This window comes from Methanobrevibacter intestini (assembly GCF_047402955.1).
Classification (GTDB): Archaea; Methanobacteriota; Methanobacteria; order Methanobacteriales; family Methanobacteriaceae; genus Methanocatella; species Methanocatella intestini.
In genome coordinates this window covers 503,990-530,591 of the sequence record NZ_CP187956.1, presented here as the reverse complement: position 1 = coordinate 530,591, position 26,602 = coordinate 503,990, and the positions used below count along the sequence as shown (strand labels likewise).

General features: G+C 30.4%; 30 protein-coding genes. 25 read left to right on the top strand and 5 right to left on the bottom strand.

Going from position 1 to position 26,602, the window contains the following annotated elements; all coding sequences use genetic code 11:
* Positions 1 to 55 precede the first annotated feature (55 nt).
* The 7 genes from ACMC9J_RS02415 to ACMC9J_RS02385 all read left to right on the top strand — a co-directional run bounded on the left by ACMC9J_RS02415 (position 56) and on the right by ACMC9J_RS02385 (position 5,832).
* Positions 56 to 391, top strand: coding sequence for a chorismate mutase (locus ACMC9J_RS02415; protein WP_019264724.1), 336 nt, complete (start codon positions 56 to 58; stop codon positions 389 to 391).
* A complete protein-coding gene (locus ACMC9J_RS02410) occupies positions 384 to 581 on the top strand; it encodes a 30S ribosomal protein S17e (protein WP_011954113.1) in 198 nt (65 codons plus the stop codon). Before ACMC9J_RS02415 ends, ACMC9J_RS02410 begins: the two co-directional genes overlap by 8 nt.
* Before the next feature lie 192 nt (positions 582 to 773).
* On the top strand, positions 774 to 1,994 hold the full coding sequence (locus ACMC9J_RS02405; protein ID WP_019264723.1) for an aspartate kinase: 1,221 nt from the start codon (positions 774 to 776) through the stop codon (positions 1,992 to 1,994).
* Positions 1,991 to 2,884 carry a 4-hydroxy-tetrahydrodipicolinate synthase gene (gene dapA, locus ACMC9J_RS02400; protein WP_019264722.1) on the top strand — a complete coding sequence of 298 codons (894 nt, stop codon included), beginning with the start codon at positions 1,991 to 1,993 and terminating at the stop codon, positions 2,882 to 2,884. The genes ACMC9J_RS02405 and dapA overlap by 4 nt, the downstream gene beginning before the upstream one ends.
* 12 nt (positions 2,885 to 2,896) lie before the next feature.
* A complete protein-coding gene (gene dapB, locus ACMC9J_RS02395; protein ID WP_427003490.1) occupies positions 2,897 to 3,718 on the top strand; it encodes a 4-hydroxy-tetrahydrodipicolinate reductase in 822 nt (273 codons plus the stop codon).
* A gap of 9 nt (positions 3,719 to 3,727) precedes the next feature.
* Complete coding sequence (asd, locus tag ACMC9J_RS02390) at positions 3,728 to 4,777, top strand: aspartate-semialdehyde dehydrogenase (protein WP_019264720.1); 1,050 nt, start codon at positions 3,728 to 3,730, stop codon at positions 4,775 to 4,777.
* 203 nt (positions 4,778 to 4,980) lie between these two features.
* Entirely contained in the window at positions 4,981 to 5,832 is an 852-nt protein-coding gene (locus ACMC9J_RS02385; RefSeq protein ID WP_019265699.1) for a hypothetical protein, read from the top strand.
* A gap of 9 nt (positions 5,833 to 5,841) precedes the next feature.
* On the opposite strand, the gene ACMC9J_RS02380 is transcribed toward ACMC9J_RS02385, so the two are convergent.
* Positions 5,842 to 6,462, bottom strand: a complete 621-nt coding sequence (locus tag ACMC9J_RS02380) for a cyclase family protein (RefSeq protein WP_427003489.1) — start codon at positions 6,460 to 6,462, stop codon at positions 5,842 to 5,844.
* 137 nt (positions 6,463 to 6,599) lie between these two features.
* Between ACMC9J_RS02380 and thsA the strand changes: the two genes are divergently transcribed.
* The 6 genes from thsA to pyrE all read left to right on the top strand — a co-directional run bounded on the left by thsA (position 6,600) and on the right by pyrE (position 13,370).
* Positions 6,600 to 8,219 (top strand): thermosome subunit alpha, encoded by a 1,620-nt coding sequence (gene thsA, locus ACMC9J_RS02375; protein ID WP_019264717.1) that lies wholly within the window; start codon positions 6,600 to 6,602, stop codon positions 8,217 to 8,219.
* Between the two features lie 55 nt (positions 8,220 to 8,274).
* Entirely contained in the window at positions 8,275 to 9,294 is a 1,020-nt protein-coding gene (locus ACMC9J_RS02370; RefSeq protein WP_427003488.1) for an adenosylcobinamide amidohydrolase, read from the top strand.
* Positions 9,295 to 9,325: 31 nt separating this feature from the next.
* Entirely contained in the window at positions 9,326 to 9,790 is a 465-nt protein-coding gene (locus ACMC9J_RS02365; RefSeq protein ID WP_019266592.1) for a GNAT family N-acetyltransferase, read from the top strand.
* A 68-nt stretch (positions 9,791 to 9,858) separates the two neighbouring features.
* Positions 9,859 to 12,528, top strand: coding sequence for a PEP/pyruvate-binding domain-containing protein (locus tag ACMC9J_RS02360; protein ID WP_303998767.1), 2,670 nt, complete (start codon positions 9,859 to 9,861; stop codon positions 12,526 to 12,528).
* Between the two features lie 67 nt (positions 12,529 to 12,595).
* Entirely contained in the window at positions 12,596 to 12,829 is a 234-nt protein-coding gene (locus ACMC9J_RS02355; protein ID WP_019264713.1) for a PRC-barrel domain-containing protein, read from the top strand.
* Between the two features lie 16 nt (positions 12,830 to 12,845).
* Positions 12,846 to 13,370, top strand: a complete 525-nt coding sequence (pyrE, locus tag ACMC9J_RS02350) for an orotate phosphoribosyltransferase (RefSeq protein WP_427003487.1) — start codon at positions 12,846 to 12,848, stop codon at positions 13,368 to 13,370.
* Positions 13,371 to 13,414: 44 nt separating this feature from the next.
* Here the strand turns inward: pyrE and ACMC9J_RS02345 are convergent, their stop codons facing one another.
* Genes ACMC9J_RS02345 through ACMC9J_RS02330 form a run of 4 tightly spaced genes read right to left on the bottom strand, consistent with a single transcriptional unit; the run spans position 13,415 to position 15,832 of the window.
* Positions 13,415 to 13,921, bottom strand: a complete 507-nt coding sequence (locus ACMC9J_RS02345; protein WP_019264711.1) for a MogA/MoaB family molybdenum cofactor biosynthesis protein — start codon at positions 13,919 to 13,921, stop codon at positions 13,415 to 13,417.
* A gap of 16 nt (positions 13,922 to 13,937) precedes the next feature.
* Positions 13,938 to 14,228, bottom strand: coding sequence for a winged helix-turn-helix domain-containing protein (locus ACMC9J_RS02340; RefSeq protein WP_019264710.1), 291 nt, complete (start codon positions 14,226 to 14,228; stop codon positions 13,938 to 13,940).
* Between the two features lie 6 nt (positions 14,229 to 14,234).
* Positions 14,235 to 15,035 carry a helix-turn-helix transcriptional regulator gene (locus ACMC9J_RS02335; protein WP_019264709.1) on the bottom strand — a complete coding sequence of 267 codons (801 nt, stop codon included), beginning with the start codon at positions 15,033 to 15,035 and terminating at the stop codon, positions 14,235 to 14,237.
* Between the two features lie 5 nt (positions 15,036 to 15,040).
* On the bottom strand, positions 15,041 to 15,832 hold the full coding sequence (locus ACMC9J_RS02330) for a helix-turn-helix transcriptional regulator (protein WP_019264708.1): 792 nt from the start codon (positions 15,830 to 15,832) through the stop codon (positions 15,041 to 15,043).
* Between the two features lie 327 nt (positions 15,833 to 16,159).
* Between ACMC9J_RS02330 and ACMC9J_RS02325 the strand changes: the two genes are divergently transcribed.
* The 12 genes from ACMC9J_RS02325 (at position 16,160) to ACMC9J_RS02270 (ending at position 26,413) form a co-directional block, all read left to right on the top strand.
* On the top strand, positions 16,160 to 16,660 hold the full coding sequence (locus ACMC9J_RS02325; RefSeq protein ID WP_427003486.1) for a type II toxin-antitoxin system VapC family toxin: 501 nt from the start codon (positions 16,160 to 16,162) through the stop codon (positions 16,658 to 16,660).
* 11 nt (positions 16,661 to 16,671) lie between these two features.
* Complete coding sequence (locus ACMC9J_RS02320; protein ID WP_427003485.1) at positions 16,672 to 17,805, top strand: DUF2117 domain-containing protein; 1,134 nt, start codon at positions 16,672 to 16,674, stop codon at positions 17,803 to 17,805.
* 23 nt (positions 17,806 to 17,828) lie between these two features.
* Complete coding sequence (locus ACMC9J_RS02315) at positions 17,829 to 18,815, top strand: methanogenesis marker 2 protein (RefSeq protein WP_427003626.1); 987 nt, start codon at positions 17,829 to 17,831, stop codon at positions 18,813 to 18,815.
* A gap of 59 nt (positions 18,816 to 18,874) precedes the next feature.
* Positions 18,875 to 20,416 carry a methyl-coenzyme M reductase-associated protein Mmp3 gene (mmp3, locus tag ACMC9J_RS02310; RefSeq protein ID WP_427003484.1) on the top strand — a complete coding sequence of 514 codons (1,542 nt, stop codon included), beginning with the start codon at positions 18,875 to 18,877 and terminating at the stop codon, positions 20,414 to 20,416.
* Entirely contained in the window at positions 20,394 to 20,870 is a 477-nt protein-coding gene (locus ACMC9J_RS02305; protein ID WP_427003483.1) for a methanogenesis marker 6 protein, read from the top strand. The genes mmp3 and ACMC9J_RS02305 overlap by 23 nt, the downstream gene beginning before the upstream one ends.
* 6 nt (positions 20,871 to 20,876) lie before the next feature.
* Positions 20,877 to 21,320, top strand: coding sequence for a methanogenesis marker 5 protein (locus ACMC9J_RS02300; RefSeq protein WP_019266583.1), 444 nt, complete (start codon positions 20,877 to 20,879; stop codon positions 21,318 to 21,320).
* Positions 21,321 to 21,322: 2 nt separating this feature from the next.
* Positions 21,323 to 22,564, top strand: a complete 1,242-nt coding sequence (locus ACMC9J_RS02295) for a methanogenesis marker 15 protein (protein ID WP_019264701.1) — start codon at positions 21,323 to 21,325, stop codon at positions 22,562 to 22,564.
* Between the two features lie 15 nt (positions 22,565 to 22,579).
* Positions 22,580 to 23,140: a methanogenesis marker 17 protein gene (locus ACMC9J_RS02290; RefSeq protein ID WP_019264700.1), complete on the top strand. Its 561-nt coding sequence runs from the start codon at positions 22,580 to 22,582 to the stop codon at positions 23,138 to 23,140.
* A gap of 62 nt (positions 23,141 to 23,202) precedes the next feature.
* Positions 23,203 to 24,069, top strand: a complete 867-nt coding sequence (locus tag ACMC9J_RS02285; RefSeq protein WP_019264699.1) for a radical SAM protein — start codon at positions 23,203 to 23,205, stop codon at positions 24,067 to 24,069.
* 162 nt (positions 24,070 to 24,231) lie between these two features.
* Positions 24,232 to 25,050, top strand: a complete 819-nt coding sequence (locus ACMC9J_RS02280) for an amino acid ABC transporter substrate-binding protein (protein WP_019264698.1) — start codon at positions 24,232 to 24,234, stop codon at positions 25,048 to 25,050.
* A 16-nt stretch (positions 25,051 to 25,066) separates the two neighbouring features.
* Positions 25,067 to 25,717: an amino acid ABC transporter permease gene (locus ACMC9J_RS02275; RefSeq protein ID WP_019264697.1), complete on the top strand. Its 651-nt coding sequence runs from the start codon at positions 25,067 to 25,069 to the stop codon at positions 25,715 to 25,717.
* A gap of 12 nt (positions 25,718 to 25,729) precedes the next feature.
* A complete protein-coding gene (locus ACMC9J_RS02270) occupies positions 25,730 to 26,413 on the top strand; it encodes an amino acid ABC transporter ATP-binding protein (RefSeq protein ID WP_019264696.1) in 684 nt (227 codons plus the stop codon).
* Positions 26,414 to 26,602 lie beyond the last annotated feature (189 nt).

The following is a 26,602-nucleotide window of genomic DNA, read 5'->3' as shown; positions in this document are numbered from 1 at the left end:
AGTATAATACAAATAAACTATATTATTATCATTATTATCAAAAGATGGTGATTTCTTGAAAAATAATTACAAGCTAAAATCTTTTAAAGATAAAAAAGATGCCGAGAAAGTGCTTTTAGACTCTAGAAAACGCATTGATGAAATTGATAATGAAATTTTTGATTTAATTTGTCAGAGAACTTCATTTGCTATGGATATAGCCCTTGCAAAGGACTATATTGGTATGCCTGTATATGATAAGAAAAGAGAGGATTCAATTCATAAAAAAATTGAGAAGTTATCTGAAAAAAACCATATTGATGTTGATATTAGTAATCAAATCATGGATATGCTAACTACATTAAGTAAAAATGAGCAAAAAGAAATTTTAAGGAGGAATGTTAATGGGTAATATTAGAACTTCATTTGTTAAACGTTTAGCAAAAGAACTTATAGAAACTCACAAAGGTGTTTTCACTACTGATTTTGATCAAAATAAAAAATTAGTTATGGAATATTCTACTGTAAGTACTAAACATTTAAGAAATAAAATCGCAGGATATGTTACAAGACTTGTGAGATTAGAACAAACTCAAGAATAAGTCTTTTTCATTTTTTTTTAATTTTTTTATTATTATCATTATTTTGTTCAATTTTAGTATTCTACTTTTTTTAATTTTAGTCTTTTGTAGCCTATTTTAAAAGTTTATTAATGTGTTTATTCATATAAATAATTAGGTATTTTTGTTTATTCAAAAATCTAGTGAAATTTTTATGGAAATAGGTGAATATTAATGGATTTGATAGTAGCAAAATTCGGAGGTACATCGGTTGGAGATGGCTCCAGAATTAGAAAAGCAGCGCAATCTGTGGTAAATGAATATATGAAAGGCAATCAATTAGTTGTAGTTGTTTCTGCAGTTAATAATTCAACTGATGAGTTAATTGAATTGTCTACTGAAGCTATTGGTGGAGGTTTAACTGATAAGCAAAAGGCAGAAATAATGGCTATGGGTGAATTAACTAGCTCAAGATTATTTGCTGCAGCTATTGAATCTTTAGGTGTGAAGGCAGAATTTATTGATCCATACAATGATAAATGGCCGGTTATAACAGATTCTAATTCACTCAATGCCAAAATTGATTTTGCAACAACTGATAAAAAATGTGATGGAATAAAAGATCTTATTAGTCAAGGTATTATCCCAGTTATTTGCGGATTTTTAGGAAAAGGCCCTAGTGGTGAAATTACAACTATTGGGAGAGGTGGCAGTGATGTAACTGCATTTTTACTTGGCCATTGTTTAGGTGCTAATGATGTAGTTATTGTTACTGATGTTGATGGAGTAATGTCAACTGACCCCAATAAAATAGAAGAAGCTGAATTATTAGATGAAATTTCTGTTGAAGAAATGAGAGATTTAGCTACTCATGGAGCACAGGTTTTACATCCTCATGCTCTAAAATATAAAGACCCATTGATAAGTGCAAAAATTATCAACTTCAATAATGGTGATTTAAGTGCTAAAGGTACAAAAATAACTGGTCCTTTTGAAGGAGACATGTTAAAGACAGTATCTTTATATAAAAATCCTATTTCTGTCATTGCTATTGTTGGAGAGGAAATGCTTAAGAAAGTGGGACTTTTAGCAAATTTAACTTCATGCCTTGCAGAAAATAAAATTAATATATTTGGCATTTCAGCAGGTCAGAATTCTATAACAACCTTTGTAGAAAAAAAGGATTCTGATAAAGCATATCATTTATTGCACAGTTGGGTAATTGATGAAGATGTTTTAAGTTCATTATCTCTTGGTGATGATACAGCTATGATTACTGTAGTTAGTCCTGAGTTTATTGATGAACCGGGCATCATTTCTAATATTACAAACCCGCTTAGGAAAAACAATATCAACATTGTTGAGATATCTTCTTCTCAAACTGCTGTGGTATTATTTGTCGATTGGAAAGATGGTGAAAAAGCACTTGAATTAATTAAAGAGGTTTTAAAATGAATTTTGAAGGAACATATGTTGCAATGATAACTCCATTTACTGATGATGGGAAAATTGATGAAGAAGGATTTAGGTCCAATATTAATTATTTGATTGATAAAGGTGTAACTGGTTTGGTTGGTGCCGGAACTTCTGGTGAATCAGCTACATTAACTCATGATGAACACAGAAAAGTAGTAGAAATTTTAATTGATGAAGTTGACGGCAGAGTTGAAACAGTAGCAGGATCAGGCAGTAATTCTACACATGAAGCTATTGAATTAACTAAATCTGCAGAAGAATTAGGTGCTGATGCTGCTTTAGTAATCACTCCTTATTATAATAAACCACAACAGCATGCATTGATTAAACATTATCAGGCTATTAGTGATGTAACTGATATTCCGATTATAGCATATAATGTTCCGTCACGTACTGGTGTGGACATAAGTGTTGAAACTATTGTGGAATTAGCTAAAATTGATGGTATTGATGCAGTTAAAGAAGCTAGTGGAAGCATAGATAAAGTATCTAAACTTTATAAAGCTTTAACAAAAGAAGGTCTTGAAGAAGATTTCAATATATTGTCTGGTGAAGACGGTTTAACTTTACCTATTATGGCTTTGGGAGGAACTGGTGTAATTAGTGCATCAGCTAATGTGGATCCTAAAAGGATGGTTTTAATGGTTGACAGTATATTGAATGATGATTATACCAGAGCTCAAGAGCTTCATTACGAAATGATTAATGTAATTGATGCTCTTTTCATTGAAAGTAATCCAGTACCTGCAAAAACAGCAATGAATATAATGGGTCTTCCTGCAGGACCTCTTAGGGCACCATTAGCAGATATGAAAGATGAAAATGTTGAAATTCTCAAAAAAGCTTTAAAAGAAGCAGATTTAATTTAAGTTGGTAATATTATGATTAAAGTAGCAGTCACTGGAGCAGCTGGAAGAATGGGCTCCGGTATTATTAGAAAAATAACACAGCAAGATGATATGGAAGTAGTTGCCGCTATTGAAATTCCTAACTCTCCATTAGCTGGAGTAGATGCAGGTATTCAAGCTGGTGCTGGTGAACTTGGAGTTAAAATTGTCGGTGCTGAAAAATTAGAAGAAACATTAAAAGAATCTGAAGCAGATGTTTTAGTTGATTTCACTATAGCTCATGCAGCAGTGGAAACAGTTAAAAAAGCTACTGCATGCGGTGTTAATGTTGTAGTGGGCACTACTGGTTTTACTGATGAACAAATGGCTGAAAATATTAAAAATGTAAAAGACAATGATGTAAAAGCAGTTATTTCATCTAACATGTCTATTGGGGTAAATGTATTTTTCAATACTTTGAAAAAATTAACTCCTATCTTAAATGATTTTGACATTGAAATTATTGAAGCACATCACAATCAGAAAAAAGACGCTCCATCTGGAACTGCAATGACTGCATTTGAAGTAATAGCTAATGAACTTGACCGTGACCCTGAAGAAGTAGGAGTTTATGGAAGACAGGGAATGGTCGGTAAAAGAACCAAAGAAGAAATAGGTTTACATGCTATTCGTGGTGGAGACATTGTTGGAGACCATACTGTAATGTTTGTTGGTGATGGTGAAAGAATAGAATTTACTCACCGTGCTCACACAAGGGAAGTTTTTATTGCGGGGGTAATTAGAGCTATCAGATACATTCCAGATGCTGAATCTGGTATTGTAAGTAGTATGAATGATGTTTTAGGATTAGAATAGGTGTTATCTATGGTAAATGTTGGTATACTTGGTGCAACTGGAATGGTTGGTCAAAGATTTATCCAATTACTTGATAATCATCCAGATTTTGAAATTACAGCATTAGCAGCATCTTCAAGATCTGCAGGTAAAAGATACGAGGATGCTACTACATGGTATCTTGATAATGAAATGCCTGAATCTGTTAAAGATATTATTGTAAAAGAAACTGATGCTGATGCAATGGATAATGATGTGGATATTGTATTTTCATCTCTTCCAACAGAATTTGCAGCTAAAGTTGAAAAAGATTTTGCTAGGGATTATGTTGTTGCAAGTAATGCTAGTGCTCACAGGATGAAGAAAAATATTCCTTTAGTTATTCCTGAAGTTAATCCAGAATATTTAGACATGATTGATGCTCAGCAAAAGGAAAATAACTGGGACGGATTCATTGTAACTAATCCTAATTGTTCAACTATTGCTTTAACTTTATCATTAAAACCTATTGTTGATAATTTTAATGTAGATGCAATTAGGGTTTCAACAATGCAAGCGGTGTCAGGTGCAGGATATAATGGTGTACCTTCTATGGCTATTGTTGATAATCTTGTTCCTTATATTGGTAATGAAGAAGAAAAGATGGAAAGTGAAACATTACATCTTTTGGGTAATTATGATGGGGAAAAAGTTTCTGATGCTGATTTTAAATTAAGTGCTTCCTGTCATAGAGTTCCGGTTATTGATGGTCATACTGAAGCAGTATTTGTTGAGTTGGATGATGACTTTGATATTAACGATGTTAAAGATAAAATGGCTAATTTCAAAGCATTGCCTCAAAAATTAAATTTATTCTCTGCACCTAAAAATCCAGTCATTGTTAAAGAAGAAATTGATCGTCCTCAACCAAGAATGGATAGAAATGCAGGTAATGGTATGTCTGTTTCAGTTGGAAGGTTGAGAAAAGACAAAGTATTTGATAATAGTTTTAAATATGTGTTAGTTGGACATAATACAATTCGTGGAGCTGCTGGAGCTTCTGTATTAAATGCTGAATTAATTAATGATAAAATACTCTGATTTTATCATTTTTATTTTTTTATTTTTCCTAATATTTTTCTTATTTTTAAGATAATTTCTGTTTACTTTTAGTTTTAATTTTTGATGATGTTTAGAGTTTAATTTAAATAGTATGAATTTCATAATACTTTATTAGTTATAATATTTGAATTTTTATTATTCAACTAGATATTGGGATAAAAATTTTTAAATTAAGGGATAACATGGAATTAGGTGCTGGTATTGAAAATGAAACATTACAAAATTTAATTCGTGATTGTCTATTAGAGTTAAACAGGCTTAAATTCAATTTAACTGAATTGGAAATAGCTAAAGCTAAAGATACCACTCCTCAGAAGATTCAGGAACTTGAAAATCATATTCTTAATAAAGAAAAAGAAGTTTCTCTTATTAAATTTAAAGCTGAGGATGAAATTAATCTTTTGAAAAAACAACTAGATGAAAAAGATGCTCTAATTAAAAATCAAGAAGATAGAATTTATGAATTAGATTATGTAAATAATTCTCTTGATGAAATTAAAGAATATTTTGCAGAACAATTGAGGGATTATAAGAAAAAAGAGCTTGCTGAAGTTAATGAAAGATTAAATGAATCTTTTAAAAGTATTGCTGAGAAAGAGGCTCAAATTAACATGCTTTCAAGAACTATTGATGATTATAAAATTCAGGTTATTAAATTGGAAAATAATGCTGAATTTAAAAGTAAGATTTCTAATCTTGAAAGAGAAATTGAATATAAAAATAATGAGTTATCTGAAAAAAATAACATAATTACTGCTAAAGAAAATGAAGTATCTCTTTTAAGAGAATCTACTATTCCTAAAGATAATTATATTAATCTTCAAAAAGAATTATCTCTTTTAAGAGAATCTACTATTCCTAAAGAGGATTATATTAATCTTCAAAGGGAATTATCTTCTAAAGATGATAAGATTAAACGTTTGGAAGAAATTAACAATTTCTTTAATGAGCTTCAGGAAGAACAGGAAGCTTATGAAACTATGGACAGGACTCCTCCATTTAGGTTGGAGAAAAAGCGATTTAATAAAAAATAATCTCTTTTTTCAATCTTTTTTTAGAAAAGCTCTAACTGGTGAAGCTTCTGCTTCAATATTTAATGGAATAAAGAATGAGTTATAGTTGGTTTTATTTAAATCATCACAATTTGTTATATTTTCAACAATCCAAACATTATTTTCAAGTAATTTTTTATGAATTGTATTTTCCCCATATTTATCAACTGAGCATGTATCTATTGCAATCCCTTTAATATTTTTTTCTATAATCATGTCAGCTAATTCATTAGAGATGTAAGGATTTTCATAGAAGTACTTTTTACTGCCAAAATATTCGCTCCATCCTGTGATTATTATAGCTATCTTTTCTTTTGAATTTTTTAAATTACAATTTTTAACTAAAATTTCCTTACTTTTACTTTCAACGTAATTTATGCTAGCTTCACCAATAAAATTTTCTAGAGGCAACTGGGATATTTTTTTCCCATTTGTGATGTAATGGAATGGTGAATCCATATGTGTCCCTGTATGAAGTCCAGTTTCTAATTTAAACAATGTGGAACTGTCTGTTTCATCAGCTTTCTTAAAATAATCAAGTTTTGTTTTGGGATCTCCAGGGTATTCTGGAATTTCATTTTTTAGTTTGTATGTGAGGTCAATATATTCCATTTTTTTACAACCGATAAGTATTTATATAACCTTAAACTCATTATATGGTAGAAGGGTTATTCAACAATATAATTATTTTTCATGTTGATATTTAAACTGTTCTATAAATAATAAATTAATTTTAAAAGGTGATTTTAATGGCACAAGGTGGACAACCAATTTTTATTTTACCTGAAGGAACAAACAGGTCCGTCGGAAGAGATGCTCAAAGAAACAATATTTTAGCAGGAAAAGTACTTGCTGAAACTGTAAGAACCACATTAGGTCCAAAAGGAATGGACAAAATGTTAGTGGATGGACTTGGAGATATTGTTGTAACCAATGATGGTGTTACAATCTTAAAAGAAATGGATATTGAACATCCTGCAGCTAAAATGTTGGTGGAAGTAGCTAAAACTCAAGAAGACGAAGTTGGAGATGGAACTACTACTGCAGTAATTATTGCTGGAGAATTATTGAAAAAATCCGAATCTTTATTAGATCAAGATATTCACCCAACAATCATTGCAATGGGATACAGACAAGCAGCTGAAAAAGCACAAGAAATTTTAGATGATATTGCAATTGATTCAGTTGATGAAGAAACTTTAGTTAAAGTAGCTATGACTGCTATGACTGGTAAAGGAACTGAAGCAGCACGTGAACCATTAGCAAAATTAATCGTAGATGCAGTTCAAAAAGTAGCTGAAGATGGTGTAGTAGACACTGACAACATTAAAATTGAGAAAAAAGATGGTGCTGTTGTAGAAGATTCTACTTTAGTTGAAGGAGTAATTGTTGACAAAGAAAGAGTACACCCAGGTATGCCTTCTGAAGTTAAAGATGCAAAAATCGCATTAGTTAACTCTCCTCTTGAAGTAAAAGAAACTGAAGTTGATGCAGAAATCAGAATAACCGACCCTGCTCAAATGCAAGCTTTCATTGAACAAGAAGAAAAAATGGTTAAAGATATGGTAGATAAAGTAGCTGAATCTGGTGCTAATGTATTATTCGCACAAAAAGGTATTGATGATTTAGCACAACATTACTTATCTAAAGCAGGTATTTTAGCTGTAAGAAGGGTTAAAAAATCAGATATTGAAAAATTAGCTAGAGCTACTGGTGCTAATGTAGTAACTAATTTAGAAGATTTAACTGCTGACGACTTAGGTGAAGCAGGTATTGTAGAAGAAAGAAAAGTATCTGGCGAAGAAATGATCTTTGTAGAAGAATGCAGTGTAGCTAAATCTGTAACCTTATTCGTAAGAGGAAGTACCAAACACATTGTTGATGAAATCGTAAGAGCTATTGAAGATGCAATTGGTGTTGTAGCAGCTACTGTTGAAGATGACAAAGTTGTAGCTGGTGGAGGAGCTCCAGAAATTGCAATGGCTAAAAAACTCAAAGATTATGCTGATTCAATCAGTGGAAGAGAACAATTAGCAGTTAATGCATTTGCAGAAGCTTTAGAAATTGTTCCTAAAACCTTAGCTGAAAATGCAGGTTTAGACAGTATTGATTCATTAGTAGACTTAAGAGCTGCTCATGAAAACAGTGCTGTAATGGGATTAGATGTATTTACTGGTAAAGTAGCAGATATGAAAGAAGCTGGTGTAATTGAACCTAAACGTGTCAAAAAACAAGCTATCCAATCTGCTTCTGAAGCAGCTGAAATGATTTTAAGAATTGATGATGTAATCGCATCTAGCGGTAAAGGTGACGCTGACATGGGCGGTATGGATCCTGCTGCTATGGGCGGTATGCCTCCAATGATGTAAATTTAAAGAAATTATTTAATTTCTTTTTTTCTTTTTATTTTTTTAAGGTATTATCTTGCAAACCAAACGACTTATTTTTAAAAATTCAACTGGAGATAGGGCATATATCTATGAAAACTCTATAGTAGTTGAGTTTGGAGTTTGCAGAAATGGAATTTCAACATCTGAGTTAAACGGCGGATACAAAAAGGATTTTAAATCATCATTTAATCATTATTTATCTCAGGAAAACATTGATTTTTTAGAAAATCATAGTGTAAATGATTATTTAGTTAGACAAAGCGGAATTTTGGGAATTGATTCTAAATTTACTACGGGTCTTTTAACTTCTGCTCAAATGGAAAATGCATGTGTTGTTACAAAACAGTATAGGAACTTGGAAGTCAGTGCAATAACTACTGCCGGTGTAAGAGTAAATGCCTCAAGAGCAGGGGACAGTGCAAGTTATTATGAGGAAAATGGAGACTTTCAATTCGATGTTGGAACAATTAATGTAATTATTTTAACTAATGTTTGTTTAGAGCCAGGAACATTGGCTAATGGATTAGTAACAGCTACTGAAGCAAAAACTGTAGCTTTAAGTAATTTAAGAATTCCAAGTCAGTTTTCCAATGGATTTGCAACAGGAACTGGAACTGATGGAATAGCTATTTTTTCAAATTCAGAATCTGATAATATACTGTCTAATGCAGGAAAACATTCAAAACTTGGAGAACTAATAGCCAGATGTGTTATTGAATCAATAATTGAGGCTATTAAAAGGCAGGTCTGGATTACAAAAGAGTCACAATGCAGTGTTTTAGCTCGCTTAAGAAGGTATGATTTGGATATTAATGAATTTTATAATGATATTGATAATAAAGAGGAATTCGTAAAATCATTACAAGTGGCTGCAAGAAAACAGGAAAATGTAGCATTAACTACTTCGGTTTTACATTTAATTGATGAAGTTGAAAATAATTTACTGGATAAGAAAATAGCTTATAGTTTAGCTAATTCTATTCTTGAAAATAATTGTGATGATTTTTGCATTCAAAAGCTTTTAACATTTTGGATTAATAAATTTTTAAGTTAATTTTTTATATAATGATTAGTAATGATATTGTATGATAAGATTAGCAGGCATAAGAGACATTAAAGGAATTAATAGATTATTGCTTCAGGTTCAAAAGGTTCATTCAGATATTCGTCCAGATCTATTTAAAGACGGTGGAAAAAAGTATAATGATTATGAACTTGAGGAAATTATAAAAAATAGTGAAACTCCAATATTTGTTTATGAATTTGATAATATGATTGTAGGTTATGTATTTTGCATTATAACCAATCATCATAATGAAACCTCTTTTTGTAATCATAAAACTATTTATGTTGATGATTTGTGTGTTGATGAAAAAACAAGGCATGAAGGAATTGGAACTGCATTGTATGAGTATGTTTTGGAATATGCAAAAAGTATCGGATGTTATAATCTTACTTTAAATGTTTGGGAAGGCAATGACAGTGCTATGGATTTTTATAAAGGCAGGGATATGAAAATTCAAAAGGTATGTATGGAAAAGATTTTATAAAACTTAAATATTTTAATACTTCTTTGAACATATTTATAATTGATGTTAAAATTTAGCTGAAAAATTGAATGTTTTTAGGAGTTTTTAATATGGTTGCTTTTGAAAGAATAAAATCCGGTATTCCGCAACTAGACGAAACCTTAGATAATATTCGTTTAGGGGATAATGTAGTATGGCAGGTTTCTAATCTGGATGAATTTTTATATTTTGTCAAACCTTTTGTTAAACAGGCTTTAAAAGATAATAGAAACCTGATTTATGTAAATTTTGGTCAGCATGAGCCGTTAATAGATATGACTGCTGATGATTTCTTAAAATTGGATGTTGAAAAAAATAATCCTGAAACAGAATTTGCTATGATTGAACGTGACGGGATTAAAATTTATCAGGTAGATCCAAACAAGCAATTTGAACCTTTTACTTTGGAAGTTCATAATATTATTACAAAAGAGGGAAGGGATGCTTTTTATGTATTTGACTGTTTGTCTGATTTACAGGCAGCATGGTCTACAGATTTGATGATGGGAAATTTCTTCAGAGTAACATGCCCGTATTTATTTTCTCTTGATACAGTAGCTTATTTTCCAATTATTAGAGGTAAACATTCCTTTGAAGCAATAGCTAAGATTCGTGAAACAACACAACTTTTTTTAGATTTATATTCTCATAAAGATGATGTATATTTACATCCGTTGAAAGTATGGAACAGATATTCTCAAAATATGTTTTTAGGCCATAAATATGAAACTAAAAAAGAAGTTTTAACAACATTAACTGATGGTTTGGAAGTAAGTAATTTTTATAAAGTTGTTAATCGGGCAGCTGATTATCATAATGAGCAGAACAGTGATAGCTGGGAAAGATTCTTTGAATTAACCAAGTTACAATATGAAAACAATGAAGACATATCTGAAAAATGTGATTTGATGTGCAATATGCTCATGACTAAAGATAAAAACATGATTGAAAAAGTTAAAGAGTATTTTTCCCCACCTGATTATTTTTCAGTTTATAACCGTGTTGTCGGTAGTGGTATGATTGGAGGTAAGGCATGCGGTATGCTGCTTGCACGTAAAATCATAGAGCATGACCGTCCTGATATTTATGCTGATTTCGAACCTGATGATTCATTTTACATCTGTTCTGATTTGTTTTATACATATATTGTTTCAAATGATTTATGGGATATTCGGGTAAAACAAAGAACTAAAGAAGGTTATTATGAAGCTGGAAAAGAGCTTGAAAAAGGTTTGAAAAACGGTACATTTTCTGATGATATCCGTGAGAAGTTTAGACGGCTTCTGGATTATTTCGGTCAAAGTCCGATTATTGTAAGATCAAGCAGTTTTTTGGAAGACGGTTTTGGAAATGCTTTTGCCGGAAAATATGAATCAGTTTTCTGTGTTAACAGGGGACCTCTTGAAGAACGTCTGGAAGCTTTTGAAGAGGCTGTTAAAACAGTATATGCAAGTACAATGAACATATCTGCTTTGGAATATAGAAGCTTAAATGATTTGGATGATAATGATGAACAGATGTCTTTACTTGTTCAAAGAGTATCCGGGTCTTATTATCAGGATTATTTCTTCCCTTCTGCAGCAGGAGTTGGATTTTCATATAGTCCATATTCTCCATTGCCGGATATGGGACATAATGGTGGAATGTTAAGGCTGGTTATGGGTTTAGGTACAAAAGCAGTAGACAGAACTCAAAGAGATTATCCCCGTATTGTTAATTTGGACAAACCGAAAGCTATGGATGTACCAAGTGTTGTTGAGAGACATAAACATTCCCAGCATTATTTGGATGTTTTGGATTTAAAAAACATTAAGGTAAGTGAAATTTCTGTTGATGAAGGGATTGATGTAGTTCCAGTTTATGCAAAAAGAGCTGTGGTGGAACATGATACTGATGCAGAGCGCAGATTCCGTGAAAGAGGTCAAAGAAGGGAGGTTACTTTTGTAAACTGTAATGGTTTAGTTAACAATGACAGATTTACGTCACTGATGAGGGAATTACTTCAAACTTTAGAGGCAGCTTATGAATACCCTGTTGACATTGAATATACAGTAAATGTAGGTCAGGAAGGTTCTTTTGTTATTAATTTATTGCAGTGCAGGCCGCTGCAGGTTGCAACTACTAAAGAAGCTATTGAAATTCCTCAGGATAAAGGAGAAGTATTTTTCCATATTAAAAATTCTTCAATGGGAAGATCAAGAAAACAGGACTTTGATATTTTAGTTTATGTTGACCCGCATAAGTATTATGAATATCCTTTTACTAAAAAAGCTTCATTGGCTAAATTAATAGGTGCCATTAACAGTTATTGTAAAAATCATAATAAGGAAGCTATGTTAATTGTTCCTGGAAGGTTAGGTACTTCTTCACCGGAACTTGGAATTCCAGTAGTATTTGCAGATATCAGCAAATTTTCAGCTATTTTGGAAGAGTCATATAGTGAAGTGGGTTATGTTCCTGAATTGTCCTTTGGAAGTCATATGTTTCAGGATTTAGTTGAAGCGGATATTTATTATGGAGCTATTTTTGAAAACAGCAACAGATTGGATTTCAATAAAAATTTATTTAAAGATTATCCGAATAAATTATGTGAATTCATTCCGGAATTTGATAAAGAATTGTATGATATGGTTAAAATTTTTGAATTCAGTAAAAACAAGCTTGAGTTTTATCATGACATGAAAAATGATGAGAGTATTTGTATTATGGATAATAAATAAAATTTAGAAAAATTTAATATATGTCAAAGATTATAATAAAACATATTAAAAATTAAGGTGATTATTTATGAGGATTAAAGAAGATTTAATTAACAAAGAAGTGCTTGACGGCGGTGCTGATTTAATTGGTAAAGTTATTGATGTTGTAATGGATAAGGATACATTTGAAGTAACTGATTTGGTTATTAAAAAAACAGGTATTGCAGATCAAATTAAAGCTGGCGGGGAAAATGTTGTTCCTAGTGAACTTGTAAAAGTTATCGGGGATAAAATTTTACTTAAAAGTGATGATGATATTTAAAATTTCGGTTATTTAGATGATTACTAAGGAATATTTAATTAATTTGTTAAAAGAAAATGGTGTTTTCTTAAAAGGGGATTTCACATTATCTTCAGGTAAGAAAAGTGATTATTACATAAACATGAAAAAAGCTATTACTGACCCTGAAATATTATCAACAATAGCTAAATTAATCACAAAATCCATTAGTGAAGATAATATTGATAAAGTAGCAGGTCCTGCACTTGGAGCTGTTCCAATAGCTACTGCAGTTTCTCTTGAATCTAACATTCCATTGTTGATGATTAGAAAAGAGAAAAAAGGTTATGGGACTTCTAAACTTATTGAAGGTGAATTAAACGAAGGTGATGATGTTATTGTTGTAGAAGATGTTACAACTACTGGAGGATCATTGCTTAAAGCTATTAAAGCTATTCAAGACAATGGAGGAAATGTAAAAAGAGCTTTTGTTGTTGTTGATAGGCAGGAAGGAGCTATTGAAGCTTTTGATAGTGAAGGTATTAAATTAGAACCTTTAATAACTGTTGATGAATTTTTTTAATTAAAAAAAGATGATGAATGATTAAGTTCATCATTTTCAAATTTTTATTTTTTTGCGTGGAATACTAGATGAGGGAATTCATCTATTATGATGTTAGATGCTGTTTTAACTGCATTAGGAGAGCCGGGCATGGAAAAGATTACTGTTTTTTTATATACTCCTGCAGTTGCTCTTGAAATAAGTGCTCCTGAACCGATTTCTAAAAAAGATTGATGTCTAAAAATTTCACCAAAACCTTCAATTTTTTTATCAAAAAGTTCCTCTACAGTTTCAACAGTTATATCTCTACTGTCTAGTCCTGTTCCACCTGTTGTTAAGATAACATCAATATTTTTATTAATCATTTCTTTAATGGTTTTAATTAATGATTCTTTATCATCAGGTATTATTGTTTTGGATTTTAATGTGTATCTTTTTGATATTTCATCTGCAAGATATTGTCCTGATAGATCATCCTTATCCGTAGTGATGCTGTCACTTAATGTTATTACACCACAGGCAATATCATTAGATGATAATTTTTTATGTTTTTCGGTTGTTTCACTTTTCATAATTAATCCCCCTGTATTATGCAGTTATTGTCATCATCTCTTTTATTTTTTCGTATTCTTCATGATTTTTTAATAGTAAATCTGTAGGGTAGTATAATGAGCCATAACTGTCAGATTCACACATAACTAATTTACTTTTGCATAAAATCTCTAAATGGTATTCAATGGTATTGTAATCCATATCTATGATTTTTGCTATTTGACTTCCATTATATGGACGTACAAGCAGTAAATCAACAATTTTTGCAGAAGTTTTCCCTCCTTTTCTTTTTAAAAAGATTTGATGAAGTAGCTTGTTGATTGTCATTGTTTTTCATCTCCACTCTTTTATCTGATTGTATAGTAATTTTCCCCATTTTAATCCGTCTTGACTTTTATCAATCAGAATTTGTGAGTCATCGTAGTGACCATCTTTAAAAAATAATGTAAGTGACATAAACTCTTCTCCCAATGTTAAAAAGCTTTTTAAAGGATTTTTTATGCTAATTATTTTCACATTTTCATTATTAATTAGCCATTTTTCAAATAACGGATTTCTATGAATTAATGCTAGTATTTCTTGGTGGGTGATTAATTCAAGTTTATGCAGTGTTTTTTCTTGTATTAATTGAACAATGTTCCTCAAATGGTTTTCTGAAAAAATAGGTAAAGTTATTTTTAATTCTTCGGCATTTTCAATTAATTTGCTGTAGCTATTGTAAGCTTTTGATAGATTGCTTGTTGTAGAAGTTATGCATGCTGCATTTCTTAAAAGATAAATGTTTTTGAGATTTTCTTGGGGAATGGCTGTTAAATCATGGATATTCCAAAAATCTTCATTTTTGTTAGTTGCATACCAATTATCAATTAATTTAATCATGTTTGTGGTTAACAGATAACCGTTTGATGTTAATTGATAATATTTTTGAACTTTTTTAACAAAATTTAAATTTTCCAATTCCTTTAAACCATGCAGTATTGTTGCTGATGGCTTTTCTAGTTCTATTCGTAAATCATCTAAATTTTTTGATTCATTATAAATACTTAACAATAATTTTGTCCGCATAGTTGATGTAAGTATGTATTTGATACCTTGATATTCTTCTTTCAACTCATTTTTAATTTTTGTTGCCATAATAATCACCAGTTTGCTTTCACGTTTTCAAAGAGATTATTCGCCCATTTTATGGCTTGTTGGTTTTCAGATGTTAAAAGTCTATTTTGATCAAAGCTACCGTCATTTTTAAAAAGTCCTAAATTAGTATTTTTATCAGATATAATCAAATATAAGTTTAAATTATCTTTTAACTCATGTACTTTTAAACATCCGTTTTCAATACTTCTCTTTTTAATTTCCGGGTCTATACTGTCTATTAAACTTTCAAAAATTTCATCATTTATTATTAATTCAACATTACCTCCTTTTTGTAGTACCTGTTCAATAATAACAGGATAATCGGGATGTAAATATGGGAATATTGCTTTAATGTTATATGACATTAATAGCTGCCCTTTTATTGTATTGTGAGTTTTATAAATGTCAATTGGGGTTGTTTTAATTAATTGGGAATCATGTAAACTGGTTATATTTTTCAATGAGTCTAAATTAATCTGTTTCACATCATGTTTATCCCAAAATTCATCAAATTGATCTATTAATTTTATTGCATTTTTAAACTCCAATATTATATTCAAGTACATTTTTGTTGTTTGAGTTAAATAATATTTGTTTTTTATTTTTTGGATATATTTTTCTTGCTGTAATTTGTGGAGATTACTTGATAGGGTGCTATAAGTTATTTGTGTTGTATTGACTAATTCTTTTATATTTTTAGGATTTTTATTCAGTACGTTTAATATATGGAGTCTTATTCCAGACTTTGTTAAAAATTGTATTTTTTGATTCATGTTTTCTAATTTTGTTGACATCATTTTTGTCTCCTTTAATTTTCAATTTGTACTTCAATTTTCAATTTTTGTACAATAATTGTATAATATCAAGTTTCTTATACAGATTTAAATAGATTTTTCAAATTTTCATCAAATTTTCCTCCAATTTGTTCCCAATTTTCCTCCAATTCTTTAATAAAATTTTTGAACACTTATATCTTTTTTAAGCTATTTTTAAGAATTTTTTGTACACTTTGATGTAAATTTTAATTATTTTGTTAATTAGTTAATAACTTAATTATAACTATTTTTCAATGATTTAATCAGATTTGACAATATTTATTAATTTTTAAAATCATAATAAAAATCATGGAAATTTATTTTGTTTTAGATGCATCTGCTTTTATCAATGGTTTTGACTTGGAATCAGATAATAATTATACTGCTCCGGAGATTACTCCGGAAGTTAAAGATTTTGAGTCAAAATTAACATTAGATATGGCTATTAGAGATGGAAAATTAATTATTCGGGATGTTGATGAAAAATATATTGATGAGGTTAATGAAATTATATCAGAATCTGGTGATGTTCTACGTTTGTCTGCTCCAGATAAAAAATTAATAGCTTTAGCTTTAATGCTTAAAGATGCGGGTAAAAACATTAAAGTTATAAGTGATGATTACACTATACAGAATACTTTAAAAATTATTAATATTCCTTATTCCGGAATCATAACTGAAGGGATTAAAGGTGTTTACAATTGGAAAAAGATTTGTGAAGGTTGTAAAAAAGAATTTGATGAGAATTATCCTTTTGATGATTGTGATGTTTGTGGATCTAGAATATTTAAAAAAAGAATAAAATTATAATTGGTGTTTTTATGAAAATTGGTGTAGTAGTTCATGGACCTAATATTATTGATTCGAATTGGGCTTTAAAGTTAATTGATTTATTGTCTGGATATGGTGAGGTTTCAGCTAGATTAGGTGGAACTATGGGAAGAACTGCAGTTATTGACAAGTCTTTAGAAGATATTATTGACATATCTAAAAAATTAGTTCCAAGTGACTCTTTAAAATTATTTAATGATGCAAATGAGGATGTTATATTTTTAATAAACTATGGAAAATCCAGAGTGACAGGCCAGGTTTTTGGTTATAAAGTTTATAATCATTATTTATTAAAAGTAGCTGAAAACAACATTCCACTAATTCAAATTGAAAGGCCAGGTGAAATTGATGGCAGTATAATCTCTTGGAATGGAGATAATAATGATTTAATCAAAGATCTGTCTCAAAAACTGGATTTGAATATTGTTACTCCTGAAGAAATTTATGATAATCATTTTAAGCAGGATAAAATAGATGATGGTAAAATTCAAAGAATTGTGCATGGTGTTAGTCCTGATGAGAATATAATGGTTAACAGTATGGTCATTGGTAAATCTAAGAGTGATAAAGTTACATTAATAGCTAAAGATGGTTATATTACAGATATTATTGGCGGAACTATAAAAGAGCATGGTGTTGAAAAATTAGGAAAAGTTGATTTGGAAGATGCTATTGTAAAAACAGGGCTTTTAAGAAAGTCTAAAGTAAAACCCAGAGTTGTAGAAAAAAACAAATCAGCAGATATTTTTAAAATAGCTTTTTTAGACCATGCTGGAGAAGATGTTTATCAATTTAAAGATGCTGATTTGGTTGTTACTGTTGGAGATGATACTACATTAATAGCTTCGGATATTTTGTACAGATTTAATATTCCAATTATTGGCATTACTGATGGGGATTTGGATAAAGTTGTTGAAGATGGTTTCAAAGCTAAAAATTCCATAATATTTGAATTTGAAAGTGGAACTGATGATATTGTCGGTAAAAAAATACATGGATTGATTTTTAAAAATGAAAAGATTTTAATCAGGCCTAGAAACTCTAAAAATATTGATGAAATTCATGGTGAAATCATTAAAATAACAAATCTTTTAAATTGTAAATATAATATTATAACTATCTAAAAAAGAATGAGGAAGGTGTTTTTATTTCAGATTTTAAAAACCTTGTAAAGGCAATTCAGGAATTTGAAGGAGTAACTCGTAAAGCTTCTATTGATACTGTAACATCTCTTTTAACTGAATCTTATAATGTTTCAGGTGATGTTGTAATTGATATTGGTGATGATGCTTCAGCTATTGATATTGGAAATAATCAAGTAGTTTTAGTAGCTGCAGATGGTATATGGGGTCAAATAATGAATGTTAACCCATATTGGGCAGGTTATTGTTCTGTTCTTGTTAATGTAAATGATATTGCAGCTATGGGTGGAAAACCATTGGCTATGGTTAATATAATGTCAATAAAACATGATGAAATTTATGAAGAATTATTGGCAGGTATTAAAGATGGTTGTTTGAAGTTTGGTGTACCTATGGTTGGAGGTCATCTACATCCTGATGGTGAAGTTGATTCTTTGGGAGTAGCTATTGTGGGAATTGCAAAGAAAGATAAATTAATCACTAGTTTTGGGGCAGAAGTAGGTGATAAAATCATTGTTGCTATTGATTTAGATGGTAAACCTCATGAAATGTTTGCACTAAATTGGGATACTACATATGATAAGGACAAACAATTAGTTCAAGATCAAATTACAGCAGTTCAATATTTAGCTGAAAAAGATTATATTAAATCTGGAAAAGATATCAGTAACCCTGGTATTTTAGGAACTTTGGAAATGTTACTTGAAACATCTGTTAAAGGAGCAATAGTAAATTTAATGGATATTCCAAGAAATAAAAATATTGGATGGGAAAATTGGTTAAAATCATATCCGGGTTCTGGTTTTGTATTTACTGCTGATGAGGAAAATTGTGATTTTATTAAAGAGTATTTGAAGGATTATTCTATTGAAGCTAATGTTGTTGGCGAAATTACTGGTGACTGTTCTTTGTATTTAGTTAATGGTGATGGTGAAAAATTGGAAGTTTTTAATCAAAAAACAAATCCAGTTTTCAAGTTTAAAAAAGAGTAATTATTTTTATAAGCTTTAAAATTTATATATTAATTAAAAAATTCTTTTTGGGAGATTATATGTTAATAAAAATTAATGGAAAAGAAATGAATGTGGCAGAAGGTTCTACAATTCAGGATGTTATTGATGAATCTAATGCTCCATACACTCCCGGCAGTATTATCTGTTTAATTAAGGGTAAAAAAGAGCTTGAAAAAAATGTTAGCAAGTTTAGAATTAAAACAACACAAGGATCTGTTATTTTAGAACTTCTTGATACTAAAGAAGCACAGCCTTTAGTTGATGTCTGGAAAAAACAGTATAAAGATTTTGAAAACTTATCTGTTAGATGGTCAACTTCAAATGAAGTAGCTATTGGTCCTGTTGTCACTGATTTGAAACCTACTTCTGATGAATATAAATATTATGAGGGGGATGTTGTTTTAAGTTTATCTAGTTTTAGTAATGAGTCAACACATTTAATTCTTATTAAGGAAAACACCACTAATGTTTACAGTGTTCCTCCATTTAATAAAGGAATATTTGCAAAGGTAATTGGTGGTAAAAAAACTTTAAACTTACTAACAGATGATGATGAAGTAAAAGCTATTGACCCTATTATTGAAAGAAGTACAACTACAGATTCATCTGCTGTATCTGATTTAGACACTGTTTTAAAAGAGGGCAATGAATTATTTACTTATGTTTCACTGGAAGTGGATAATAATTCTCCAGTTTCTGTTGAGCATCTGTTTTCAATTATTAAAGACGGCAGAATTAAAGTTGATTTTGAATCAGAATCATTTTTAGGATTTTATGATTTGAAAGGGATAGATAAACCTAAAGAAAATGTTGCTTCCAGAACAAGAGGAAGCATAACTGTTAGAAACAGTGGTGTAGGTGTTGGAAAATTATATATTTATAGGGAAAGTAGAGTTTTAAGTCCAAATCACACCAATGTAGGTAAAATCATAAATGGTATGGAAATTATTGATATAGCTAAAAAAGGAGAGTTTATAACTGTTAAATCTAATCAGGATAGACTGATGTTACTTGGTCATAATCAAAATGAAATTGATGAAAAATTAGCCAGTTTAAATATTGAACATGTTAAAGAGGGAGTGACTGGAGAAGATGCTTTAATTGTAGAGCAAACTCCAAAATACACGATTGATATTTTAAATGAAGGAAAAGTAACAACCAAATCCATTCATAAAGATGATTTATGTGAAATTGACTTTACTGAAAATGCTTCAAGAACTGTAAAATACTTTAAATTAGTGTCAGGTCTTTTAGAAGAGCCAATTGGTAAAATTAAAGTTCATTTTTCAGTACCTGGGATGCATATATTAATATTTGAAGGAGATTCAAATATTTCAAAAGGACTTGTTCCAGAAAATACTCCTGAAAATATTGTAAAAGCATGTGAAATTGGTGTAACTAATATGTCTGCAAAAAATGTTGGTTTAATTGGAGTAAGATTTGAAGATAATAAGGAATTTGGACCAACTGCAGAATCATTTAGTTCAACTAACATTGTTGGTAATGTTGTTTCTGATTATTCCAAACTTGAAAAATTTAAAGATGGAGAGATAGTTTATGTTAAGGAATTTAACGATTAGTCCTGAATTGGATAAAGAAGATTGGGATCCTGATGTAATTACTCGTATGATTATAATTGCTCCTGGAGCTCATGTTAGTGAAAGTGAAATTGTTAATGAGTTACATATGCTTGATTTACCTCTTACAATAAAAAATACCTGTTATGGTTCTATGGTAAGTGGAAAAACAAAGGATGTTTTTGAAGCGATTCGTGAAATAAGAAAATTGGATCCGAATCACATTTTCACAAAAGAGAGAGGTTTTGCTCCTGGGGATCCTAGAAGATGCAGGGGCCACAGATTTGGACCAAGGGAAGGTTTCCACCAGATGGAAAATGAATACAGATTGCTTGGTGATGTGGCAGATGCTTTGGAAAATCCTCGTGATGTAAAAGTTGCGGTTGAAAAACCAATTGATGTTGATAAATTTAAAAAAATTATGAATGAATGTTTAGAAAATAATAATGATAGGTGAAAAAACATGGTGAAAGTAGCTATTTATCCTCCAAATTCATTAATCTTAGCAGATTTAATTGAAAGGAAAGGTCACACTCCTTTAGTTCTTCAAAAACAAATAAGACAAAAAATTAAAGATCCTGAAATTGATTCTCCTCCTATGAATATTACTGAAGAAGACCCAATTAAAGGTCTTAAATATGCAGCTATTGAAGTTCCTTCAGGTGTTCGTGGAAGAATGTCTATTATAGGTCCTTTAATAGATGAAGCTGAAGCAGCTATTTTAGTTGATGGTGCTCCATTTGGTTTTGGTTGTGTAGGTTGCGCTAGAACAAATGAACTGTCCATATTCCTGCTTAGGCAAAGGGATATTCCTATACTTGAAGTTACATATCCAAAAAATAGGGATGGGACATTTTTAATGGTAAATCAAATTAATGAGTTTTTAGACTCTCTTAAGGAGGAATAATAATGGTTAAAATTGCTTTAGTTTCATGTGGAACTGAATATAGTGGAATTCAAAAGGAAATTGAAAAAGCAGCCAATACTTTTGGTGCAGAAATTATTCTTCCGGAAATTGATTTGGATTATATTGATGAATCTTATGCCAAATTTGGATTTTCTGCTCAAAGTTCAAGTTTAAAGTTAATGATTGCAAGAGCAATGGCAATTGTTGAAGGAAGATGTAAACCTGATGCAGTATTCATTGCTTCTTGTTTTAGATGTGCAGAAGGAGCTCTTGTAAGAAATGCAGTGCGTAAATTCCTGCAGGATAATACTCGTATTCCTGTAGTTACATATTCATTTACAGAAAGAACAAAAGCAGATGAATTATTTATTCGTATGGAAGCATTAGCTACTACTGTAACACGTAGAAGTATTCTTGCTCGTGAAAAACAGGAAGGTCTTACATTAGGTATTGATTCTGGTTCAACAACTACAAAAGTTGTAGCTATGGAAAATAATAAAGTTATCGGTACTGGCTGGACAGAAACAAAAGATATTATGGGTTCTGTTTATAAAGGTGTTGAAGAAGCTTTTGCTGATACTGAATATACAATTGATGATGTTGATGGAATTGGTACAACTGGTTATGGTCGTATTAATATTGGTAAACAATTAAATGCAGAATTAGTTCAGGAAGAATTGTCTGTTAATGCAAAAGGTGCAGTATATTTAGCTGATCATCAAAAAGGGGAAGCTACTGTATTGGATATTGGGGGTATGGATAACAAAGTAATCACTGTTAATGATGGTATTCCTGATAACTTTACTATGGGGGGAATCTGTGCAGGAGCATCTGGAAGATTTTTAGATATGGCTTCCCGTCGTTTAGATGTTTCTATTGAAGAATTAGGACCTCTTGCTTTACAAGGGGATTACAGAAAAGCATTACTTAACAGTTACTGTATTGTTTTCGGTATTCAGGATTTAGTTACTACTCTTGCAGCAGGTGGTTCCAAAGCTGATGCTGCTGCCGCAACCTGTCATTCTGTAGCTGAACAAGTTTATGAACAGCAACTTCAGGAAATAGATTTAAGGGAACCTCTCATACAGGTAGGTGGAACATCATTAATTTCTGGACTTGTTGAAGCTGTTAGTGAAATGTTAGGTGGTATTGATGTTATTGTACCTCAATATTCTCAACATATTGGAGCGGTAGGTGCTGCTCTTTTAGTATCTGGAATGGGTCATAGGCAAGATAATAAATAGTCAAGAGTTGATTTGATGTTAGTAGAATGCTATGATGAAAAAGGCGCAGAAGTCTATGAAATGATTATTAAACAGATTTTTCAGGATTTGGTTCTTGGTCCTGCTGTTGAAGATTTAAAAGCTTTTGCTAACCCTGATGAAGCAGTTTTTATTTTAGCTATTAAAATGAAAAAGACTTCTGGTGTTATTAAATTTGGTGATGTGGCTAATTTCACTTATGATAAAAGCAATGATGTTACTAAAATATTTATTGAAAATGAAAATTATCTCCCAAATATTTTGAAGTTATTGTGGAGGAGATTTTCTAGAGATGAGCTTTATCAGCCGACCAGGTATAATATTGATCTTGAAGGAAATCAAATGGATCTGGAAGATTTGGTTGTTGATGATCCTCATTCAAATCTTCAAAGAAGAATTTATGATGCAATCTTTAGAATTTTGCCGGAAGGGTTTAAAATAATTAAAGATGTTTCTGTTGGGGATATTGTGGCTGTAATAGCTACTGATGAATTAATTAAAGATGATTGGATTGATAAAGCTAATGACTATATTGCAGAATTAAATAAAGGTTTATAGATAACTTTATAATATAGTTCGATTATATACAAACATAATTACAAGTAGGGGAGTGATGTTATATGAATGAACATAATGGTTCTAGATTTGCACACATAACTAAAGCACATCCATGTTTTAATGAAAAAGTGCATGATAAAGTAGGTAGAGCTCATGTACCTGTAGCACCAAAATGTAATATTTATTGTAATTTCTGTACTAGGAATATAAATGATGAAGAAAATAGGCCGGGGGTTACTAGCTGTATAATGAAACCAGATGATGCTATTAGTCATATTGATGATGTAACTGCAGAAGGACCAATTTCTGTAGTTGGTGTAGCTGGACCTGGAGATTCTCTGGCTAATGAGGAAACTTTTGAGTTTTTTGAAAAGCTAGGTAAAACTCATCCTGATTTAATAAAATGTATGAGTACTAATGGTCTTTTACTTCCTAAATATGCAGATAGATTGGCTGAACTTGGAGTAAATTCTGTTACTGTAACAATTAATGCAATTGATCCAGATATAGCAATGGATATTTACTCATTTATTAAATATGAAGGGAAAGTTTACAAAGGCTACGAAGCTGCTGAAATATTAATTAAAAATCAGCTTGAAGGTGTTGAAAAAGCAGCTAAAAATGGCATGGTTGTTAAAGTTAATTCTGTTTTAATTCCAGGATTAAATGATGAACATATTGTTGAGATAGCTAAAGAAGTTAAAAAACGCGGAGCTTCTTTAATGAATGTTTTGCCACTTATTCCATTAAATAAAATGAAAATTTATAAACGTCCGGGATGTTCTATGATGGAAAAGGTTCGTGAAGAAGTTGAAGAAATTATTCCGGTATTTAGAGCATGTACTCAATGTAGGGCAGATGCTTATGGGATTCCTGGTAAAAAAAGTGAAGACCATCATTTAGGAATGACTCCTCAAAGTCATTACTAATTTTTCTTTTTTTCAATTTTTTTTATTGTTTTTATTTATTTTTTCAGCAGTAATTGTGTAAAATAATAAATATTTAAAGAAATAAAAGTTATTATATAGCTTAGATTTTTTACTTAATTTAAGAATTTAAGATATGTTTAATAGATATTTTGGTGTTAAAATATGGATAAGAAAATTGGAATTATCGCTTGTATAATAGTCATACTCGCAATTGTTGGTGTGGCGGCATACTCTGGCGTATTTGATGGGGAAAGTAAAGTAGTTAACGATGATAAGACATTAGTTGTTGGATTTGATGCAGAATTTCCACCATATGGTTACAAAGATGACAATGGGGATTATGTAGGTTTTGATTTAGATTTAGCACAAGAAGTTTGTGATAGAAACAATTGGACTTTAGTTAAACAACCTATTGACTGGGATGCTAAAGACAGTGAATTAGATTCAGGCAGTATTGATTGTATATGGAATGGATTTACCATGGATGGCAGAGAAGATCAATACACATGGTCTGACCCTTACTTTGATAACAAACAGGTTATTGTTGTTAAAAATGGTTCAGGTATTAATTCTTTAAGTGACTTAAAAGGTAAAAATGTAGAAACTCAAAAAGATTCCTCTGCATTAGCTGCACTTCAAGGAGATCAAAAATCATTGGCAGATACATTTGGAAACTTAGTTGAAGTAGCTGATTATAATACTGCATTTATGGATTTGGAATCTGGAGCTTGTGATGCTGTTGCAGTTGATATTGGTGTTGCACATTACCAATTAAATTCAAAAAATAACACTGATGATTTTGTAATATTGAATGACAATATATCTTCAGAGCAGTATGGTATTGGATTTAAAGAAGGCAATACTGAATTGAGAGATCAAGTACAGTCTACTTTAGATGAAATGTTCAAAGACGGTACTGTTGATAAAATTGCTGATAAATACAGTGAATATGATATTAAAGATTCTCTTATAAGAAAATAAGTCAGGCGAATAATATATGTTATTAAGTACTGTAATAACAGAATTGTGTGGAGGTATGATTACCTCCATAGAAATTTTTTTACTTACGTTATTATTTTCACTTCCTCTTGGTCTTGTAGTGGCTTGGGGAAGAATGAGTAAGTTCAAACCATTAAGATGGTTAATGAAAGTGTATATCTCAATTATGAGAGGCACACCATTAATGTTACAATTAATTGTGGTATTCTTTGCACCATATTATATTTTTGGTGCTTCTTTATCTCCTGATTATAGGATGATATCTGTGATTATTGCTTTTTCAATTAATTATGCAGCATACTTTGCTGAAATTTACAGAGGCGGAATTGAAGCTATTCCTAAAGGACAATATGAAGCTGCACAGGTATTAGGTTATAGTAAAATAGAAACATTTTTCATAATTATTTTACCTCAGGTCATTAAAATAGTTCTGCCTTCAATAACAAATGAAGTAATTACTCTTGTAAAGGATACATCTTTGTCTTTTGTAATAGCTATTCCAGAAATGTTCACAGTAGCTAAACAAATTGCTGCTTCAGAAGCTTCAATTATGGCATTGCTTATAGCAGGTGTATTTTATTATATATTCAATGTAATTGTTGCATTTGTAATGGAATATATCGAAGAAAAATTAGATTATTATGATTAAGGGGGAAATATCATGAGTTTATTAGAAATTAAAAATCTTAAAAAAAGTTTCGGTAAAAATGAAGTATTGAAAGATATTTCTCTTAAAGTGGATAAGGGTGAAGTTTTATGTATAATTGGACCATCAGGTTCAGGTAAATCTACATTACTTAGATGTATAACTAATTTGGAAACTCAGGATAGTGGAATCATTGATTTTGATGGAACCTTTGGTTTAGTTTTTCAGGATTTCAATTTATTCCCTCATCATTCAGTTATGAAAAACATTACTAATGCACCTATTAAAGTTCAAAAAAGAAATAAAGATGATGTTTATAGGGATGCTAGAAATTTACTTAAAAAATTAGATTTAAGTGATAAGGAAGATTCTTATCCATGTGAATTGTCTGGTGGTCAACAGCAAAGGGTTTCTATTGCAAGAGCTTTAGCAATGAATCCGGATATTTTATTTTTTGATGAACCAACATCAGCTCTTGATCCGGAGTTAACTGGTGAAATTTTAAAAGTAATAAAGGATTTAGCAGCTGAAAAGATGACTATGGTTATTGTTACACATGAAATGAGTTTTGCTAAAAAAGTTGCAGATACAATTATATTTATGGATGACGGTTTCATAGTTGAAAATGGAAGTCCTGAAGAAGTCTTTGCTTCTGATAATCCAAGAATGAAAGAATTTTTAGGAAAATTCTATGATTAATTGATATACAGGATTTTATCCTGTATCTTTTTTTTAATTTTTATAAAATTTAGGATTAATTAAATTAATTCACTAATATTTGTTAATATTTTTTTCAATTTCTTCAATAAAATCTTAAAATTTATATAATATTTCAAATATAAAATATAAGTAGATGTAGTTTTACATCTCTAATCAATTTCCAATATA